At 69.8% G+C, this 18,589-nt stretch carries 15 protein-coding genes; 12 read left to right on the top strand and 3 right to left on the bottom strand.

The window, feature by feature from the left end; genetic code table 11:
* From H0U68_RS03105 to H0U68_RS03070, 8 genes are all read left to right on the top strand, one after another.
* The coding region (locus H0U68_RS03105; protein WP_296352700.1) for an NAD-glutamate dehydrogenase at positions 1 to 4,231 on the top strand (4,231 nt) is incomplete at its 5' end.
* A gap of 84 nt (positions 4,232 to 4,315) precedes the next feature.
* Entirely contained in the window at positions 4,316 to 5,377 is a 1,062-nt protein-coding gene (locus tag H0U68_RS03100; RefSeq protein ID WP_296352699.1) for an SPFH domain-containing protein, read from the top strand.
* An 89-nt stretch (positions 5,378 to 5,466) separates the two neighbouring features.
* Entirely contained in the window at positions 5,467 to 6,960 is a 1,494-nt protein-coding gene (locus H0U68_RS03095) for a DUF4178 domain-containing protein (protein ID WP_296352698.1), read from the top strand.
* A 17-nt stretch (positions 6,961 to 6,977) separates the two neighbouring features.
* Positions 6,978 to 7,199 carry a DUF350 domain-containing protein gene (locus H0U68_RS03090; RefSeq protein ID WP_296352702.1) on the top strand — a complete coding sequence of 74 codons (222 nt, stop codon included), beginning with the start codon at positions 6,978 to 6,980 and terminating at the stop codon, positions 7,197 to 7,199.
* Positions 7,200 to 7,291: 92 nt separating this feature from the next.
* The gene (locus H0U68_RS03085) at positions 7,292 to 8,830 is read left to right on the top strand and encodes a polyamine aminopropyltransferase (protein WP_296352697.1); all 1,539 of its coding nucleotides are present in this window, start codon (positions 7,292 to 7,294) and stop codon (positions 8,828 to 8,830) included.
* Between the two features lie 10 nt (positions 8,831 to 8,840).
* Positions 8,841 to 10,409 (top strand): FAD-dependent oxidoreductase, encoded by a 1,569-nt coding sequence (locus H0U68_RS03080; protein ID WP_296352696.1) that lies wholly within the window; start codon positions 8,841 to 8,843, stop codon positions 10,407 to 10,409.
* Between the two features lie 48 nt (positions 10,410 to 10,457).
* Entirely contained in the window at positions 10,458 to 10,823 is a 366-nt protein-coding gene (locus tag H0U68_RS03075; protein ID WP_296352695.1) for a hypothetical protein, read from the top strand.
* A gap of 18 nt (positions 10,824 to 10,841) precedes the next feature.
* A complete protein-coding gene (locus H0U68_RS03070) occupies positions 10,842 to 11,435 on the top strand; it encodes an AAA family ATPase (RefSeq protein WP_296352694.1) in 594 nt (197 codons plus the stop codon).
* A 126-nt stretch (positions 11,436 to 11,561) separates the two neighbouring features.
* On the opposite strand, the gene H0U68_RS03065 is transcribed toward H0U68_RS03070, so the two are convergent.
* The 3 genes from H0U68_RS03065 to speD are packed head-to-tail and all read right to left on the bottom strand — an operon-like array spanning position 11,562 to position 14,120.
* Positions 11,562 to 12,959, bottom strand: coding sequence for an aminopeptidase P N-terminal domain-containing protein (locus tag H0U68_RS03065; RefSeq protein ID WP_296352693.1), 1,398 nt, complete (start codon positions 12,957 to 12,959; stop codon positions 11,562 to 11,564).
* 16 nt (positions 12,960 to 12,975) lie between these two features.
* On the bottom strand, positions 12,976 to 13,716 hold the full coding sequence (locus H0U68_RS03060) for a nucleotidyltransferase family protein (RefSeq protein ID WP_296352701.1): 741 nt from the start codon (positions 13,714 to 13,716) through the stop codon (positions 12,976 to 12,978).
* A 26-nt stretch (positions 13,717 to 13,742) separates the two neighbouring features.
* Positions 13,743 to 14,120: an adenosylmethionine decarboxylase gene (gene speD / locus H0U68_RS03055; protein WP_296352692.1), complete on the bottom strand. Its 378-nt coding sequence runs from the start codon at positions 14,118 to 14,120 to the stop codon at positions 13,743 to 13,745.
* Between the two features lie 108 nt (positions 14,121 to 14,228).
* Between speD and tkt the strand changes: the two genes are divergently transcribed.
* The 4 genes from tkt to H0U68_RS03035 form a co-directional block, all read left to right on the top strand.
* A complete protein-coding gene (gene tkt / locus H0U68_RS03050) occupies positions 14,229 to 16,250 on the top strand; it encodes a transketolase (protein ID WP_296352691.1) in 2,022 nt (673 codons plus the stop codon).
* 16 nt (positions 16,251 to 16,266) lie between these two features.
* The gene (gap, locus tag H0U68_RS03045) at positions 16,267 to 17,265 is read left to right on the top strand and encodes a type I glyceraldehyde-3-phosphate dehydrogenase (RefSeq protein WP_296352690.1); all 999 of its coding nucleotides are present in this window, start codon (positions 16,267 to 16,269) and stop codon (positions 17,263 to 17,265) included.
* Between the two features lie 126 nt (positions 17,266 to 17,391).
* Entirely contained in the window at positions 17,392 to 18,039 is a 648-nt protein-coding gene (locus tag H0U68_RS03040; protein WP_296352689.1) for a hemolysin III family protein, read from the top strand.
* 103 nt (positions 18,040 to 18,142) lie between these two features.
* On the top strand, positions 18,143 to 18,589 hold a 447-nt coding region (locus tag H0U68_RS03035; RefSeq protein ID WP_296352688.1), incomplete at its 3' end, for a DMT family transporter.

Genomic DNA, 18,589 nt, shown 5'->3' with positions numbered 1-18,589 from the left:
GCCGATGCGCGAGCGCATGGCGCAGGCGGCCGACGAACTCGGCCAGGCGCCGGCGGCGGTGCCGCCCGGCGTCGTGAGCGAAAGCCAGGCCTTCCTGCGCTGGCTGTCGGAGGACCACTTCACGCTGCTCGGCTACCGCCAGCACGACCTGGTGGAAGACGCCGGCCAGCCGGGCCTGCGGCCGGTGCCCGGCAGCGGCCTGGGCCTGCTGCGCGAAGACGCCTCGGCGCCGCTGTCGGCCAGCTTCGCCGCGCTGCCGGCCTCCGCGCGCGAGCTGGCGCGCGCCGCGCTGCCGCCCGTGATCGTCACCAAGGCCAACACGCGTGCCACGGTGCACCGCGACAGCTACACCGACTACATCGGCGTGAAGCGCTACGGCGCCCAGGGCGAAGTGGTCGGCGAGCACCGCTTCATCGGCCTGTTCACCTCCACCGCCTACAGCGCGCGCGCCGGCGAGACACCGCTCTTGCGCGGCAAGATCGACGCCATCGTGCAGCGCGCCGGCTTCTCGCCCGGCGGCCACCTGGCCAAGGCGCTGCAGCACATCCTGGAAACCTATCCGCGCGACGAGCTGTTCCAGGTTCCCGAAAACGAGCTGTTCGACACCGCGCTGGGCATCCTGGGCCTGGGCGAGCGGCAGCGGCTGCGCCTGTTCGCCTGGCGCGACCCGTTCCAGCGTTTCGTCTCCTGCCTGGTGTTCGTGCCGCGCGACGTGTATTCCACCGACCTGCGCGTGAAGTTCCAGCGCATCCTGATGGCGGCGCTCAACGGCAGCAATGCGGAATTCGACGTGCTGCTGTCGGGCACCACGCTGGCGCGCATCCACTTCATCGTGCGCACCGTGCCGGGCCAGGCGCCGGCGTTCGACCGCAAGGACCTGGAGCGGCGGCTCGCCGCGGCGGCGCGCCGCTGGGACGACGCGCTGCGCGAAGCGCTGCTGCGCGCCGAAGGCGAAGCCACGGGCCTGTCGCTGTTCAAGCGCTGGGCCGATTCCTTTCCGGGCTCGTACCGCGAAAGCGTGGCCGCGGCCGACGCCGTGGCCGACATCCGCAAGCTGGCCGCGCTCACGCCCGAGCAGCCGCTTGGGCTGGCGCTGTACGCGAACGGCACGCCGGGCGAGCTGGGCCTGAAGGTCTGGCGCCTGGGCGAGCCGCTGGTGCTGTCGGACAGCCTGCCGATGCTGGAGCACATGGGCGTGCGGGTGATGGGCGAGGCCAACCACCGCATCGGCGACGGCAGCACCACGGTGTGGCTGCACGACTTCGCGCTGCAGGCGCAGCCGGCCGACGAGATCGAGCCGCAGACCCTGGCGCGCCTGTTCGAGGACGCCTTCGCGCGCGTGTTCCGCGGCGAGGTGGAGAACGACGACTTCAACCGCCTGGTGCTGCGCGCCGGCCTGGCGGCCGAGGACATCGTGATCCTGCGCGCCTATGCCAAGTACTTGAAGCAGATCGGCTTCGCGCAGGCGCAGTCGACCATCGCCGCCACGCTGTCGGTGCACCCGCGCATCGCGCGCATGCTGGTGAGCCTGTTCAAGCTGCGCTTCGACCCCGATCGCAATGACGCGGCCGGCGCGCAGGCGCAAGTCAACGCGATCGAGAAGGCGCTGGAAAAAGTCAGCAACCTGCAGGAAGACCGCGTGCTGCGCCAGCTGCTGGCGCTGGTGGGCGCCACCCTGCGCACCAACTTCTGGCGCACCGGGCCGGGCCACTCCGGTGCCCCCGGCCCGCGCCGCGCCTTCCTGAGCTTCAAGCTGGAATCGGCCAAGGTGCCGGGGCTGCCGCAGCCGGTGCCGCTGTACGAAATCTTCGTCTATTCGCCGCGCTTCGAGGGCATCCACCTGCGCGGGGGCAAGGTGGCGCGCGGCGGCCTGCGCTGGTCTGACCGGCCGGACGATTTCCGCACCGAGGTGCTGGGCCTGGTGAAGGCGCAGATGGTGAAGAACACCGTCATCGTGCCGGTCGGCTCCAAGGGCGGCTTCGTGCTGAAGAAGGCACCGCCGGCCACCGACCGCGACGCCTGGATGAAGGAAGGCATCGCCTGCTACCAGGACTACCTGCGCGGCCTGCTGGACCTCACCGACAACCTGCAGGCCGGCCGCACCCTGGTGCCGCCGCAGGTGGTGCGCGTGGACGGCGACGACCCCTATCTGGTGGTGGCGGCGGACAAGGGCACGGCGACCTTCTCCGACTTCGCCAACGCGATCAGCAAGGAGTACGGCCATTGGCTGGGCGACGCGTTCGCCTCGGGCGGCAGCGTGGGCTACGACCACAAGGCCATGGGCATCACAGCGCGCGGCGCCTGGGAAAGCGTGAAGCGCCACTTCCGCGAAATGGGCATCGACACGCAGGCCACCGACTTCACCGTGGCCGGCATCGGCGACATGTCGGGCGACGTGTTCGGCAACGGCATGCTGCTGTCGCCGCACGTCCGGCTGGTGGCCGCGTTCGACCACCGCCACATCTTCATCGACCCGAACCCCGATGCGGCGCGCACTTTCCCCGAGCGCGAGCGGCTGTTCCGCCTGCCGCGCTCGTCCTGGGGCGACTACGACGCGCAGCTGATCTCCGAAGGCGGCGGCGTGTGGGCGCGCTCGGAGAAATCGATTCCGGTGTCGCCGCAGGCGCGCGCCGCGCTGGGCATCGCGGCCGAAGCGCTGACGCCGGCGGAGCTGGTTTCGGCCATCCTGAAGGCGCCGGTCGATCTTCTGTACAACGGCGGCATCGGCACCTACGTGAAAGCCGCCGGCGAAACGCATGCCGACGTCGGCGACCGCGCCAACGACGCGGTGCGCATCGACGGCGCCGAGCTGCGCTGCAAGGTGGTGTGCGAAGGCGGCAACCTGGGCTTCACCCAGCGCGGCCGGGTGGAGGCGGCGCTGGCCGGCGTGCGCCTGTACACCGACGCGATCGACAACTCCGCCGGCGTGGACACCTCGGACCACGAGGTCAACATCAAGATCCTGCTGGGCATCGCCGCATCCGAGAACCGGCAGACCGAAGCCGAGCGCAACGCCTTCCTGCCGCTGCTGACCGACGAGGTCGCGGCGCTGGTGCTGCGCGACAACTATTTTCAGACGCAGGCGCTGTCCATCGGCCGCAGGCAGGCCGCGCAGCAGCTGGACGAGCAGGCGCGCTTCATCCGCTACCTGGAAAAGACCGGCCTGCTGCACCGCGCGGTGGAGTTCCTGCCGTCCGACGAGGTGCTGGCCGAGCGCAAGACGCACAGCCTGGGCCTGACGGCGCCGGAACAGGCGGTGCTGCTGGCCTACGGAAAGATGTGGTTGAACGACGCGCTGATCGACTCCGACGTGCCCGAGGACCCGTGGATTGCCACCGCGCTGGAGCGCTACTTCCCGTCGCGGCTGCGCGAGACCTTCGGCGAGCTGATCGCGCGCCACCCGCTCAAGCGCGAAATCATCGCCACGCATGTGGTGAACAGCATGGTGAACCGGGTCGGCCCGACCTTCGCGCACCGGCTGAGCGAAGTCACGGGGGCCTCGGCGCCGCAGATCGTGCGCGCCTACCTGGCCACGCGCGAAGTGTTCGGCCTGGTGCCGCTGTGGCAGCAGATCGAGGCGCTGGACAACCGCGTGCCCGACGCGGTGCAGGCCGAGATGGTGCTGGCGCTGCGCGAGCTGATCGCGCGCGCCACAGCCTGGTTCCTGCGCGCGCGCCGCTGGGAACACCCCACCGACTGGCAGGTGCGCCGCTTCGCGCCGGCCGTGCAGGTGTTGCGCGCGCAGCGGGAGGCGCAGACTGCGCGCTCGCAGCGCGCCGACGCCTGGATCGCGGCCGGCGTGCCGCAGGCGCTGGCGCTGCAGGTGGACGCCGCCGGCATGCTGGCCGGCGCCCTGGACATCGCCGAGATCGCGGACACCGGCGCGCGCGACGTCGCCCAGGTGGCGGGCGTGCATGCGGCGGTGGGCGAGCGCCTGGGCCTGCCGGTGCTGCGGCGGCAGATCGAGGGGCTGGCGTCGGAGAACTACTGGCAGCAGCTCGCCAAGCTGGCGCTGGCCGACGACCTGGACGACCTGCAGCGCTCCATCGCGCTGCAGGCGGTGAGCCGCCACACCGGCGACGCCGCCCAGGTGCTGGACGCCTGGCAGCAGGACAACGGCCAGGCGTTCGAGCGCGCCCAGCGCCTGCTGGCCGAACTGCGCGACGCGCCGGGCGGCGGCGACCTGGCGATGCTGTCGGTGGCGCTGCGAGAACTGCGCAACCTGGCGTGATGCACACGCTGTGACACCGAAGCGGCGGTGCCGCCGCAGCCCGGCGGTATCATCCCCGCACTCTTCACTCCCCTAGGAGCAGCCATGGGCCTGATGGACTTCATCAAGAAGCAGTTCATTGACGTCATCCAGTGGACGGAATCGGACGAGGGCACGCTCGCCTGGCGCTTTCCCATGGCGGACATGGAGATCCAGTACGGCGCCTCGCTCACGGTGCGCGAGTCGCAGATGGCGGTGTTCGTCAACGAAGGCCAGGTGGCCGACGTGTTCGGCCCCGGCATGTACAAGCTGACCACGCAGACCATTCCGGTGCTGACCTACCTGCGCAACTGGGACAAGCTGTTCCAGTCGCCGTTCAAGAGCGACGTGTATTTCTTCAGCACGCGCCTGCAGGTGGACCAGCGCTGGGGCACGCCGCAGCCGATCACCATCCGCGACAAGGACTTCGGCGCGGTGCGGCTGCGCGCCTTCGGCAACTACACCTACCGCGTCGGCGACCCGAAGCTGTTCCACACCAGCGTGTCGGGCACGCGCGAGATCTACACCACCAGCGAACTCGACGGCCAGCTGCGCGGCATGATCCTGCAGCACATCTCGGGCGCCATCGCGCAGAGCGGCATTCCGTTCCTGGACCTGGCGGCCAACCAGGGCACGTTCGCCGACGTCCTGCGCAAGGAGCTCGACCCGGCGTTCGCCGCGATCGGCTTGAAGCTGGAAGGCATGACCTTGCAGAACCTGTCGCTGCCCGAGGAGCTGCAGAAGGTCCTGGACCAGAAGATCGGCATGGGCATGGTCGGCAACGACATGGGCAAGTTCATGCAGTACCAGACCGCGCAGGCGATTCCCGAGATGGCCAAGGGCGCGGCGTCCGGCGGCGGCGGCGTGGCCGGCGACGCCATGGGCCTGGGCGCCGGCATCGCCATGGGCCAGGTGCTGGCGCAGAACCTGCAGCAGGGGCTGCAGGGCGGGGCGAACCCGGGAGCTGGAGCCGCCGCTGCGCCCGTCGCACCGGTGGCCACGGCCGCGATCCGGCCCGAGGACGTGATGGACACGCTGGAAAAACTGGGGGAGCTCAAGGCCAAGGGCATCCTCACGCAGGACGAGTTCGACGCAAAGAAGGCCGAGCTGCTGAAGAAGCTGATCTAAACCGCCTCCGTTCGGGCTGAGCCTGTCGAAGCCCGGCGCGCACGCGCCCTTCGACAGGCTCAGGGCGAACGGGACTCTGCACAGCGCCTTTGGCCAAGCCACTCCCCCAACGCACCTACCGCGCACCCTGTCCGGGGTGCGGCGCGCCGGTCGAATTCCGCAGCGCGCAGTCCGCGTTCGCGGTGTGCAGCTATTGCCAGAGCACCGTGGTGCGGCAAGGCGAGACGCTGTCGCGCATCGGCAAGATGGCCGAGCTGTTCGAGGACTACAGCCCGCTGCAGATGATGGCGGCCGGCCGCTGGCAGGACAAAACCTTCACGCTGGTCGGCCGGCTGCAGTACCGCGGCGGCAGCGGCGTCTGGACGGAATGGGTCGCGCTGTTCGACGACGCCAGCACCGCCATCCTGGGCGAGGACAACGGCGCCTACGTGTTCTCGTGGCCGGCGCCGGCCGGCCGCGACCTGCCCGATCCGGCGCACCTGCGCATCGGCAACGTCACCGCCATTGACGGCCGCAGCTACACGGTCAGCTCCAGCGAAGACGTCGCGCTGATCTCGGCCCAGGGCGAGCTGCCCAAGCTGCCGCCGCTGAACCAGACCTTCCCGATGGTGGAGCTGCGCAGCGCCGACGGCGAGGTGCTGGCCATCGACTACGGCATGCAGCCGCCGCAGGTGACGCGCGGCCACGCTGTGCAGCTGGACGGCCTGCAGCTGACCGGCCTGCGCGGCGAGAGCGAAAAGGAATCCGCCGGCCGCCAGTTCGCCTGCCCGCAGTGCGGCGCGCCGGTGCAGGTGCAGCTGGAGGCCAGCAAGAGCATCACCTGCCGCTCCTGCAACAGCCTGATCGACCTGAGCAGCGGCGTGGGCGGCGAGCTGCGCCACGCGCTGCAGGACGAGCCGGTGAAGCCGCTGATCGCGCTGGGTGCCGCCGGGCAGCTGCAGGGCGTGCAATGGCAGGTGGTGGGCTACCAGCACCGCATGGGGCACGAGCCCGGCGACGACGAGCACTTCGGCTGGGAAGAGTACCTGCTGTACAACAGCAAGCGCGGCTTCGCGTTCCTGGTGGATTCCAGCGAAGGCTGGAGCGTGGTCAGGCCCACCACCGGCGCGCCGGTGCTCTCGGACACCGGAAAGTCGGTCAAGTACCTGGGCACCACCTACCAGCTGCAATACAGCTACGAAGCGGAAACCGGCTACGTGGCGGGCGAGTTCTACTGGCCGGTGCAGCGCGGCCAGAAAACCTTCAACCGGGATTTCGGCAGCGGCAAGTCGCTGCTGTCGCTGGAGGAAACGCCGCGCGAACGCGTGTGGTCCTCGGGCAGCCGCATCGACAGCGAACTGGTGGCCACCGCGTTCGGCCTGGAGGCGCGCCGCGAGCTTCTCAAGCGCGGCGACGCCGGGCCCACCAGCGGCGGGGGCGGCAGCCGCATCGGCGGCATCGGCTGCGGCACGCTAATGCTGATCCTCTTCATCATTCTCATCCTGTTCGTGCTGCTGCGCGCCTGCGACGACAACTCCGGCGGCGGTTCCCGCAGCTCGGGCGGATCGTTCGGCGGCTACTCCAGCGGCGGCGGGCACAAGTAACTTTTTTGGAGGTCCTCATCATGTTGGATTGGTTGAAACCCGCGGCCTTCTTCGGCTCCATCCTGTACGCGCTGGTCGGCGTAATGGTGTTCTGGCTCAGCTTCATCATCCTGGACAAGATCACGCCCTACAAGCTGTGGGAGGAGATCGTGGAAAAGCACAACATCGCGCTGGCCATCGTGGCCGGCGCGATGGCGCTGGGCATTTCCATCATCGTGGCGGCGGCCGTGCACGGGTGATGGCAACCGTTCGCCCTGAGCCTGTCGAAGGGCCTGCGCGGGGCTTCGACAGGCTCAGCCCGAACGGAGGTGTGCCCAGCCCGAACGGAAGTGTGCCCAGCCCGAACGGATCCGACGGCGGGCCCCGCGCGATCGAGGTGGCGCTGCTTGCCTCGGTGTTCGTCGTCGCCGCCTGCGGGCTGGTGTACGAGCTCGCGGCCGGCGCGCTCGCCTCGTACGTGCTGGGCGACTCGATCCTGCAGTTCTCCACCGTCATCGGCACTTACCTGTTCGCCATGGGCGTGGGTTCGTGGCTGTCGCGCTTTTTCGAGCGGCAGCTGCCCGCGCATTTCCTGCGCATCGAGCTGCTGGTGGCGCTGACGGGCGGCTGCCTGCCCGCGCTGCTGTTTTTGGCCAACGCCTGGCAGCCGGCGGCGTTCCGGCCGCTGCTCTATGGGCTGGTGCTGCTGGTCGGCATCCTGGTGGGGCTGGAGATCCCGCTGGTGATGCGCATCCTCAAGCGCAACGTGGCGCTGCGCGAACTGGTCTCGCAGGTGCTCACCTTCGACTACCTCGGCGCGCTGGCCGTGTCCATCGCGTTCCCGCTGGTGCTGGTGCCGCAGCTGGGCCTGATCCGCACCGGCCTGCTGTTCGGCCTGATGAATGCCGCCGTGGCGCTGTGGGCGCTGTGGCTGTTCCGCCATGAGCTGCGGCGCTGGCATGCGCACGCGGTGGCCTGCGTGCTGACGCTGGCCGCGCTGGGGGCCGCCTGGGCCGGCGCGCAGCAGATCACCACCCTGGCCGAAGACCGCTTCTACCAGGACAAGGTGGTGCTGGCCGAAAGCTCGTCGTGGCAGCGCATCGTGCTCACGCAGGGGCGCGGCGGCCTGCGCCTGTTCCTTAATGGCAACCTGCAGTTCGCCGAGAGCGACGAGTACCGCTACCACGAAGCATTGGTGCATCCGGCGATGGCGGCGCACGGCGCGCCGCGCAAGGTCGCCATCCTGGGCGGCGGCGACGGCATGGCCGCACGCGAGGTGCTGCGCTGGCCGTCGGTGGAGAGCATCACGCTGGTGGAGCTGGACCCGCGCATGACGCGCCTGTTCTCCACGCACCCGGCGCTGGTGCGGCTCAACGCCGGCGCGCTGAACTCGCCCAAGTTGAAGGTGGTCAACACCGACGCCTTCCGCTGGCTGGAGGACAGCCGCGACACCTTCGACGTGGTGATCGTCGACTTTCCCGACCCAACCAACTTCTCCATCGGCAAGCTCTACACCAACGCGTTCTATTCGCTGCTGGACCAGCGGCTCGCCGCCTCCGGCTACGCGGTGATCCAGACCACCTCGCCGCTGATCGCGCGGCAGAGTTTCTGGACGGTGGCGGCCACCGTGGAATCGGTGGGCTTCACCACCGCGCCGTACCACGCGCACGTGCCCAGCTTTGGCGAATGGGGCTACGTGATCGCCAGCCGCCGTCCCATGCGCTGGCCGCAGGCGCTGCCCGAGGGCCTGCGCTTTCTCGATGCGCGCAGCCTGCCGCAGCTGTTCGAGTTTCCGCGCGACATGGCGCGCGTGCCGGCGGAAGTGAACCGGCTGTCCAACCAGGTGCTGGTGACCACCTACGAGCGCGAGTGGGGCAAGGTGCATCCGTGAGCGCCGCGCGATGAACACCAGACGCGCGCTGCTGGCCGCAGGTGCGGCGGTGCTGGCGGGCTGCAACCGCGTGCCCGAGATCACCGGCGGTTTCACGGGCGCATCGCCCGAGCGCGGGCACCTGCTGCGCGACGGCCTACCGGCGGGCACGCCGTCGGTCGTCAGGCGCACGCAGGTCGTGATCGCCGGTGGCGGCATCGCCGGACTGGCCGCGGCGCGTGCCCTGCGCCAGCGCGGCATCGAGGATTTCGTGGTGCTGGACGTGGAAGACGCGCCCGGCGGCAACAGCCGCGGCGGCAGCGTCGCAGGCATCGCCTGCCCGCTGGGCGCGCACTACCTGCCGGCCCCAGGCGACGACGCGCCCGAGGTGCAGGCGCTGCTGGAGGAACTGGGCCTGCGCAAGCGCGTCGCGGGGCGCTGGATCAACGACGAACGCCACCTGTGCCACAACCCGCAGGAGCGCCTGTTCTTCCGCGGGCGCTGGCAGGACGGGCTGCTGCCGATGGACGACGTCGGCGCGGCGACGCTGGCGCAGTACCGCCGCTTCGCGCAGCTGGTGGACGAGTTGCGCGGCCGCACGCGCTTCGCCATTCCGGCGTCGGTGCATCCCTGGCTGCCCGAACACCTGCAACTCGACACGCTCACGTTCGCCGCCTGGCTGTCCCGCAACGGCCTGGACGACGCGCAGCTGCGCTGGTACCTGGACTACTGCTGCCGCGACGACTACGGCGCCGGCCTGGACGCTGTGTCGGCCTGGGCCGGCCTGCATTACTTCGCCGCGCGCCACGGCTTCCACGTGCCGGGCGAGGGCGCCGGCGACGGGGAGCGCGATGCGGTGTTCACCTGGCCGGAAGGCAACGGCTTTCTCAGCCGCGCCCTGGCCGCGCCGCTGAAGGAGCGTTTTCGCCCCGCGCGGCTGGTGCGCCGCATCGCGCAGACGCGCAGCGGCGTGGAGGTCGACGCCTTCGACTGCGCGGCGCGCACGCACGAGCGCTGGCAGGCCGCGCACTGCATCGTCGCGCTGCCGGTGTTCGTGGCCGCGCGCGTGGTGGAGAACCCGCCGGCGATCCTGCAGCGGCGCGCGGCGCATTGCCGCTACGCGCCCTGGCTGGTGGCCAACCTGCACCTGCGCGCGCCGCTGGACGACCGGCCCGGCGCCGCGCTGTCCTGGGACAACGTGATCCATGGCGCGCCCGGCCTGGGCTACGTGGTGGCCACGCACCAGAGCCTGGACCCGCGCCCCGGCCCCACGGTGCTGAGCTGGTACATGGCGCCCGGCGAGGCGCAGCGCGGCGCGCTGCTGCAGCGCCCGTGGACGGCGTGGCGCGACGCTGGCCTCGCGGAGCTGTCGGTGCCGCACCCCGACGTCGCCGCCAAGTGCACGCGCATCGAGATCGCGCGCTACGGCCATGCGATGGCCATTCCGCGGCCGGGCACGTTCGCCACCGCCGGTGCACCGCCCGCGGCGGGGCGCCTCGGCTTCGCGCACGCGGACTGGGCCGGCTACTCGGTCTTCGAGGAGGCCTTCACGCTCGGGCACCGCGCCGGCCTGCACGCGAGGCAGCGCGGCACCATTTGACCGACTGGCGCCTTTTGGCGCAAAATGCGCCAAAAGGGAGGAAAGCCCATGTCCGACGTTCCGCCGTTCGTCTCGGTGAAATTGCCCGCCGCGCTGGTGGGCCAGGCACGCGAGTCCGCGCAGACCATGCGCCGCTCGGTCGCCAGCCAGATCGAATACTGGGCCACGCTCGGGCGTGCGCTGGAACACGCCGGCCTCACCACTTCCGACAGCCAGGCGCTGATCGCGCGCCAGGAGCGCGCCGCCTACACCACCTCGCCACCGGTGCTGCCGACCTCGCCCGAGCTGGACGACCTGCACGGCCACGTGCTGGCGCTGGCCAAATCGGGCGCGCTGGCGGACCGCGCGCAGGACGCCGTCACGCGCAACAAGAGCAAGACCGCACGCAGCGGCAAGGGCCGCAAGGCCGCCTGAGCCCCACCGCCGCGCGTCATGCCTGTCCTGCACCTGGTCGCGGGCCCGAACGGCGTGGGCAAGTCCACGCTGTACGAGTACCTGATCGCCCCACGCCACCCGACGCTGCCTTTCGTCTCCGCGCAGCAGTACGCGGCCGAACGCCTGCAGCACATCGACGACCTCGACGAGCGCACCCTGGCCGCGCAGACCTGGACCGACGAGCGCCGGCAGGAACTGCTGCGCGAGGGCACGTCCTTCGTCAGCGAAACCGTGTTCTCCCATCCTTCGCGCGTGGCGCTGATCGCGCAGGCGCGCTCGCTCGGCTACGAGGTGGTGCTGTACGCGCTGGGGCTGGACGAGCCACGCAAGCTGCTGCAGCGCATCAGCCAGCGCGAGCGCGAAGGCGGCGCGCCGGTGGCTTCGCACAAGGTGCTGGAGCGCTATCCGCGCGCCCTGGAGAATTTCCGCCGCGCCACCCGCCTGGCCGACCTGATGTTCCTGTTCGACGCCGTCGACGCGCAGCACGGCGGCCCGCGCCTGATCGCCTCGGTGGTGGCCGGGCAGATGCACCTGCACACGGTGCTGCGGCCACGCTGGGTGGACAAGGTGCTGGGCTTCGCGGAGGGTTAACTTTGAAATCGCTGCGCGATTTCAAAGTTGTTTGGTCAGTGCGAAGAGGCCCGGCAAAGCCGGTTCCTCTTCACACGGGAGATCGCGCTGCATTTCATTGCGCGCGATCTGGGGCCGATGCGCGGATCACCCGCGCATCAGCGCCTCGATTTCGCCGCCCTCTACGGGCACGCCGCGCGTAATCAGCTCGCAGCCGCCATCGTTGACGATCGCGTCGTCCTCGATGCGGATGCCGATGTTGTGGTAACGCTCCGGCACGCCTTCGGCCGGGCGCACGTAGATGCCGGGTTCGATGGTCAGCACCATGCCGGGGCGCAGGATGCGGCTCGGGCGGTTCGTGATGGTTTCGTTGGAAAGCGGGTCCTTGCGCTCGCTCGGCGCGCTGGTGTCGCCCGGCTCCACGTAGCTGCCGCAGTCGTGCACGTCCATGCCCAGCCAGTGGCCGGTGCGGTGCATGTAGAACTGGAAATACGCGCGCGTCTCGATCACGTCGTCCAGCGTGCCGGCCTTGTTCCTGTCCAGCAGGCCGGTGTCCAGCATGCCCTGGGCCAGCACCTTCACCACCGCCTCGTGCGGGTCGGTGAAGCGCGCGCCCGGCTTCGTCGCGGCGACGGCCGCGCTTTGCGAGGCCAGCACCAGGTCGTACAGCTCGCGCTGCGGGCCGGTGAACTTGCCGTTGGCCGGGAAGGTACGGGTGATGTCGCTGGCATAGCCGTCGAGTTCGCAGCCGGCGTCGATCAGCACCAGCTCGCCCGCGCGCACGGGGGCCGCGTCAGCGCGGTAGTGCAGCACGCAGGCGTTCGGGCCCGACGCCACGATGGATGCATAGGCCGGGTACTGCGAGCCGGCGGCGCGGAACTCGTGCATCAGCTCGGCGTCAAGGTGGTGCTCGCGCACGTCCTTGCCCTCGCGCACCATGCGTGCGCAGGCTTGCATGGTGCGCACATGCGCGCGCGCGCTGATGGCGGCGGCGCGGCGCATGAGGTCCTGCTCCTTGTCGTCCTTGAACAGCCGCATCTCGTCGAGCAGCGCGCACAGGTCGTGCTGCTGCCCGGGGCACAGCGCGCCGTAGCGCACGCGCGCGCGCACCTTGCCCAGCCAGCCGGCCACGCGCTGTTCCAGCCCGTCGTGCGTGGCGAACGGGAACCACACGGTGTCGCGGTTCTCCAGCAGGCGCGGCAGCCGCGCGTCGAGGTCGGCGATGGAATGGGCCGCGTCCACGCCCAGCGCCGCCGGCGCCGCTTCCGCGCCCAGGCGCAGGCCGTCCCAGATCTCGCGCTCCATGTCCTTGGGCTGGCAAAACAGCGTGCTCGAGCCGTCGCCGGCCACCACCAGCCAGGCGTTCGGCTCGGTGAAGCCGGTGAGGTAGTAGAAGTAGCTGTCGTGGCGAAACAGGAAATCGGAGTCGCGGTTGCGTTGCTGCTCCGGCGCCGTGGGCAGCACGGCGATGCCGTTCGGGCCCAGCTGCCTGGCCAGGCGGGCGCGGCGCTGCGCGTACAGCGATGCGGGGACGTTGGTGTTCATGCGTGGTTCTCCGGCCTCATGGGGCGGCGGTGGCGGCGCTTTCGGCCGCCGCGTTGATGGCGGCCAGCCGCGCGGGCGTGCCGATGTCGGCCCAGGGGCCGGTGTAGAGCTCGCCCGTGACCAGCTGGCGGTCCATGGCGGCGCGCAGCAACGGCGCGAGCGTCGCCTTCTGCCCTTGCGGGTTGCCGTGGGCCAGGCCGTCGAACAGCGCCTGCCGCAGGATGGCGATGGTGGAATAGGTGTGGCGCACCTCGGCCTGGCTGCGCACCATGCCGTCGGCGCCCAGGCCGAAGTCGCCTTTCGGGTTGTGCTCGGGGTTGGGCACCAGCACCAGGTGCGCCAGCATGCCGCCGCCAGCGAAACGCAGCAGCGCATCGCGCGAGAAGGCGAAGTGCGGCACATGCACGTCGCCGCCGACCAGCCAGAAACAGTCGTCCAGCAGCGGCAGCGCCCGCAAGATGCCGCCCGCCGTTTCCAGCGCGCCGCCGAAGTCCAGGCCCTCGTGCGAGTAGCGGATCCGCAGGCGGTCGCCGTCTTGCACGGGCGCGGCGCCGGTCCACGACGGCTGGGCGCCGAAGCGCTGCTCGATCTGCTCGCCCAGCCAAGCGGTGTTGATGACGACGTCGCGCAGGCCGGCGCGGCCCAGCGCCTCCATGTGGTAGAGCATCAGCGGCTTGCCGCGCACTTCCAGCAGCGGCTTGGGGCAGGTGTCGGTCAGCGGCCGCATGCGCTCGCCGCGGCCGGCCGCCAGGATCATGGCCTCGGCCATCGCCGGGGTCGGCGTCACTGTTCTTCTCCGCGGTCGAGCGAGCGCTGCTCGGTCCATTCGGGCGCGAAGCGGGCGATCAGGACGTCCATCAGCGCGCGCGCCTTGGCCGTGTGGTCGCCGCTGAAATTGCAGACGTAGACGTCGCAGGTCACGCCTTTTTGTTCGGGCCAGGTGTGCAGGCACACGTGCGATTCGGCCAGCAGCACGGTGGCGGTCACGCCGCCGGGGCCGCGCGGCGTCGCGGGAAAGGTATGGAACAGCTCGTCCACCGCCTGCAGCCCGGCCGCACGCACCGCCTGCACGCACCAGGCGCCCAGTTTGCCGGCGTCGGTGAGCCATGCCGCGTCGCAGCGGCAGCGGTACAGGTCGGCTGTGAGGTGCAGGCCTTGCATGCCCCGACTTTAGTGCAAGCCATGGTCATCGGTGCCGGCTGACCCGCGACGGCGTCACGAGCGGATAAAATCCAGGGTTTCCCCTGATCCCCCCGGAGCTGCCCACTGATGGCCAACGATTCATTGATGGCGAACGCGATCCGCGCGCTCGCCATGGACGCCGTGCAACAAGCCAATTCCGGGCATCCGGGCGCCCCCATGGGCATGGCGGACATCGCCGTGGCGCTGTGGAGCCGCCACCTCAAGCACAACCCGGCCAATCCGCACTGGGCCGACCGCGACCGCTTCGTGCTGTCCAACGGCCACGCGTCGATGCTCATCTATGCGCTGCTGCACCTGACCGGCTATGACCTGCCCCTGGCCGAGCTGAGGAATTTCCGACAGCTGCACAGCAAGACGGCGGGCCATCCCGAAGTCGGCATCACGCCCGGCGTGGAAACCACCACCGGCCCGCTGGGCCAGGGCATCACCAACGCCGTGGGCATGGCATTGGCCGAAAAGCTGATGGCCGCCGAGTTCAACCGCGACGGCCACACCGTGGTCGACCACCACACCTACGCGTTCCTGGGCGACGGCTGCCTGATGGAAGGCATCAGCCACGAGGCCTGCGCGCTGGCCGGCGCCTGGAAGCTCAGCAAGCTGGTGGCGGTGTACGACGACAACGGCATCTCCATCGACGGCCAGGTCACGCCCTGGTTCATCGACGACACCGCTGGTCGCTTCAAGGCCTATGGCTGGAACGTGCTGGGCCCGGTGGACGGCCACGACGTGGAAGCGGTCAGCCGCGCCATCGCCACGGCGCGCCACAGCGCCGACAAGCCGACGCTGGTGATCGCCAAGACGCACATCGGCAAGGGCTCGCCCAACCGCGCCGACACCGCCAAGGCGCACGGCGAGCCGCTGGGCGCCGACGAGATCGCGCTGACGCGCAGCGCCATCGGCTGGACGCATGAACCGTTCGAGCTGCCCGAAGCCGTGTACCAGGAGTGGGATGCGCGCGAAAAGGGCCAGGCCGCGCAGGCCGAGTGGGACCGCCGCTTCGCTGCGTACCGCGCGGCGCATCCGGAACTGGCCGCCGAATTCGAGCGCCGCATGAAGGGCGAGCTGCCCGCGAACTTCGCGCAGCTGGCCAGCGACACCCTGGCCGCCACCAACACCAAGGCCGAAACCGTTGCCTCGCGCAAGGCCTCGCAGATCGCGCTGGAAGCACTCACCGCCGCGTTGCCCGAGCTGCTGGGCGGTTCGGCCGACCTGACCGGCTCCAACCTCACCAACACCAAGAGCACGCCGCCGCTGCGCTTCGACACTGCCGGCGACGTGGTGAAGACGGAAGACGGCGAGATCGGCCGCCACATCAACTACGGCGTGCGCGAGTTCGGCATGGCGGCCATCATGAACGGCATCGCCCTGCACGGCGGCTACATCCCGTACGGCGGCACTTTCCTCACCTTCAGCGACTACAGCCGCAACGCCATCCGCATGGCCGCGCTGATGAAGCAGCGCGTGGTGCACGTGTTCACGCACGACTCCATCGGCCTGGGCGAAGACGGCCCCACGCACCAGTCGATCGAGCACGCCTCCAGCCTGCGGCTGATCCCCAACCTGGACGTCTGGCGTCCCTGCGACACCGCCGAAACGGCGGTGTCCTGGACCACCGCGCTCGCCAACACCGACCGGCCCACCGCGCTGCTGCTGTCGCGGCAGAACCTGCCCTACGCGCCCAAGCGCGCGCCGCAGGACATCGCGCGCGGCGGCTACGTGCTGAACGACCCGGCCGGCGCGCGCGCCGTCATCCTGGCCACCGGCTCGGAAGTGCAGCTGGCGCTCAAGGCGCAGGAACTGCTGGCGCAGGACGGCGTCGCGGTGCGCGTGGTGTCCATGCCCAGCACCAGCACCTTCGACCGCCAGGATGCGGACTACAAGCATGCCGTGCTGCCGGCCGGCGTGCCGCGCATCGCGGTGGAAGCCGGCGTCACCGGCTTCTGGTGGAAATACGGCTGCGCCGCCGTGGTCGGCATCGACAGCTACGGCGAATCGGCGCCCGCGCCGGTGCTGTTCAAGCATTTCGGATTCACGCCGGAGAACGTCGCGGACACCGTCCGTGCCGTGCTCGCGCGCAAAGGCCTTTAACTTTCTGGAGAACACCATGACCCTCAGGATCGGCATCAACGGTTTTGGCCGCATCGGCCGCAACGTGCTGCGTTCGGCGGTGCAAAACTTCCCGGACATCGAGATCGTCGGCATCAACGACCTGCTCGAGCCCGACTACCTGGCCTACATGCTGCAGTACGACTCGGTGCACGGCCGCTTCCAGGGTGAGGTCGCGGTGGACGGCAACACGCTGATCGTCAACGGCAAGAAGATCCGCCTCACGGCCGAGAAGGACCCGGCGGCGCTGAAGTGGGGCGACATCGGCGCCGAGGTGGTGATCGAATCCACCGGCATCTTCCTGACCAAGGAAGGCGGCCAGAAGCACATCGACGCGGGCGCCAAGAAGGTGATCCTGTCTGCGCCGTCCAAGGACGACACGCCGATGTTCGTGTACGGCGTGAACCACGCCAAGTACAACGGCGAGGCCATCATCTCCAACGCCTCGTGCACCACCAACTGCCTGGCGGTGCTGGTCAAGGTGATGCACGACAAGTGGGGCATCAAGCGCGGCCTGATGACCACGGTGCACGCCACAACCGCCACCCAGAAGACGGTGGACGGCCCGTCCAGCAAGGACTGGCGCGGCGGCCGCGGCATCCTGGAGAACATCATCCCCAGTTCCACCGGCGCGGCCAAGGCGGTGGGCGTGGTGATTCCCGAGCTGAACAAGAAGCTCACCGGCATGAGCTTTCGCGTGCCGACTTCCGACGTGTCGGTGGTCGACCTGACCTGCGAGCTGGAAAAGCCGGCCACGTACGCCGAGATCTGCGCGGAGATGAAGGCGCAGAGCGAAGGCGCGCTCAAGGGCATCCTGGGCTACACCGACCACAAGGTGGTGGCCACCGATTTCCGCGGCGACGCGCGCACCTCGATCTTCGACGCCGACGCCGGCATCGCCCTGGACCCGACCTTCGTGAAACTCGTGAGCTGGTACGACAACGAGTGGGGCTACTCCAACAAGTGCCTGGAAATGGCGCGGGTGGTGGCGAAATAAGCTGACACGGCAGCAGGAAAAAAGGCGCTCGATGGAGCGCCTTTTTTCTTTCCCCGTGTGTTTCACCCTCCTGACACGCCGGCGCCCGGCGGACTGAGACCATGCAATCAACACAGGGAGATTGCCATGTCCCAGACCGCATCCAGAGCCCAGACCTTCGGTGAGGAAGCCGCCAACGCGCTGAGCCATGGCATCGGCGCGCTGCTGGCCGCGGTCTTCAGTCCCCAGCTCATCGGCAACGCGATGCGCGCCGGGCCGATGCAGGGTGTGGCGGCGGCCGTGTACTGCGGCTCGATGATCCTGCTGTTCTCGGTGTCGGCGGCCTACCACTGGCTGCCGCAAGGCAGCACCAAGAACCTGCTGCGGCGGCTGGACCACGCGGCCATCTTCCTGTTCATCGCGGGTACTTACACGCCGTTCATGCTGGGCAGCCTGGCCGAGCAGGGCGGCTACTGGATCCTGGGAATGGTGTGGCTGGTGGCCACCGTCGGCACGGTCGCCAAGTGCGCCAACCGCCTGACGCATCCCGTGTTGTCCACCGGCATGTACCTGGGGTTGGGCTGGTTCGCCGTGTTCATCCTGGAGCCGCTGATGCACGCGATGCCCGGCGACGGCATCGCGCTGATCGTGGCGGGCGGCGTGCTGTACACGCTGGGCGCCATCGTCTTCCACCTGGACGAGCGCATCCGCTACGCGCATTTCGTGTGGCACCTGCTGGTGCTGGGCGCGAGTGGCTGCCACTTCCTGGCGGTGCTGCGCTACGTGGTGGCCTGAGCCCGCAGGCACATGCGCCCGCGCCGGCATTCATGCCGTGCGAGAAGCAAACGCGCCGAAACTTGCATCAGTCGCATGGCCCGCCTCGCACACACTGCGCGCCATGCAACGCGCCCATGCCTTGGAATTCATCGTGCTCGCCGCCGTCTGGGGTGCAGCCTTCCTGTTCATGCGGGTGGCGCTGGTGGAGTTCGGCCCGGTGGCCACAGCCGCGGTGCGGCTCGCGGTCGCGGCGATTGTCTTGCTGCCGCTGTTGCTGTGGAACGCCAGCGCGGCGGCGCTGCGCGGCCGCTGGCTGCTGCTGTTCACCGTCGGCGTGCTGAATTCGGGGATGCCGTTCCTGCTGTTTTCGTATGCGCTGCAGTCCGTCTCCACCGGCCTCACCGCCGTCCTGAACGCCACGGTGCCGCTGTTCGGCGCGCTGCTGGCCTGGATGTGGCTGGGCGACCGGCCTTCGGGCACGCGCCTGGCGGGCCTGGCGATCGGCTTCGCGGGCATCGCGCTGCTGGCCGGCGACAAGGCCGCCCTGCGGTCCGGCGTGGTCCCGCTG

Source organism: Ramlibacter sp. (genome assembly GCF_013697775.1).
In the GTDB taxonomy this organism is placed as follows: domain Bacteria; phylum Pseudomonadota; class Gammaproteobacteria; order Burkholderiales; family Burkholderiaceae_C; genus Ramlibacter.
The sequence above is the reverse complement of the archived record's forward strand: the minus strand, read 5'-3'. Positions and strand labels throughout refer to the sequence as shown.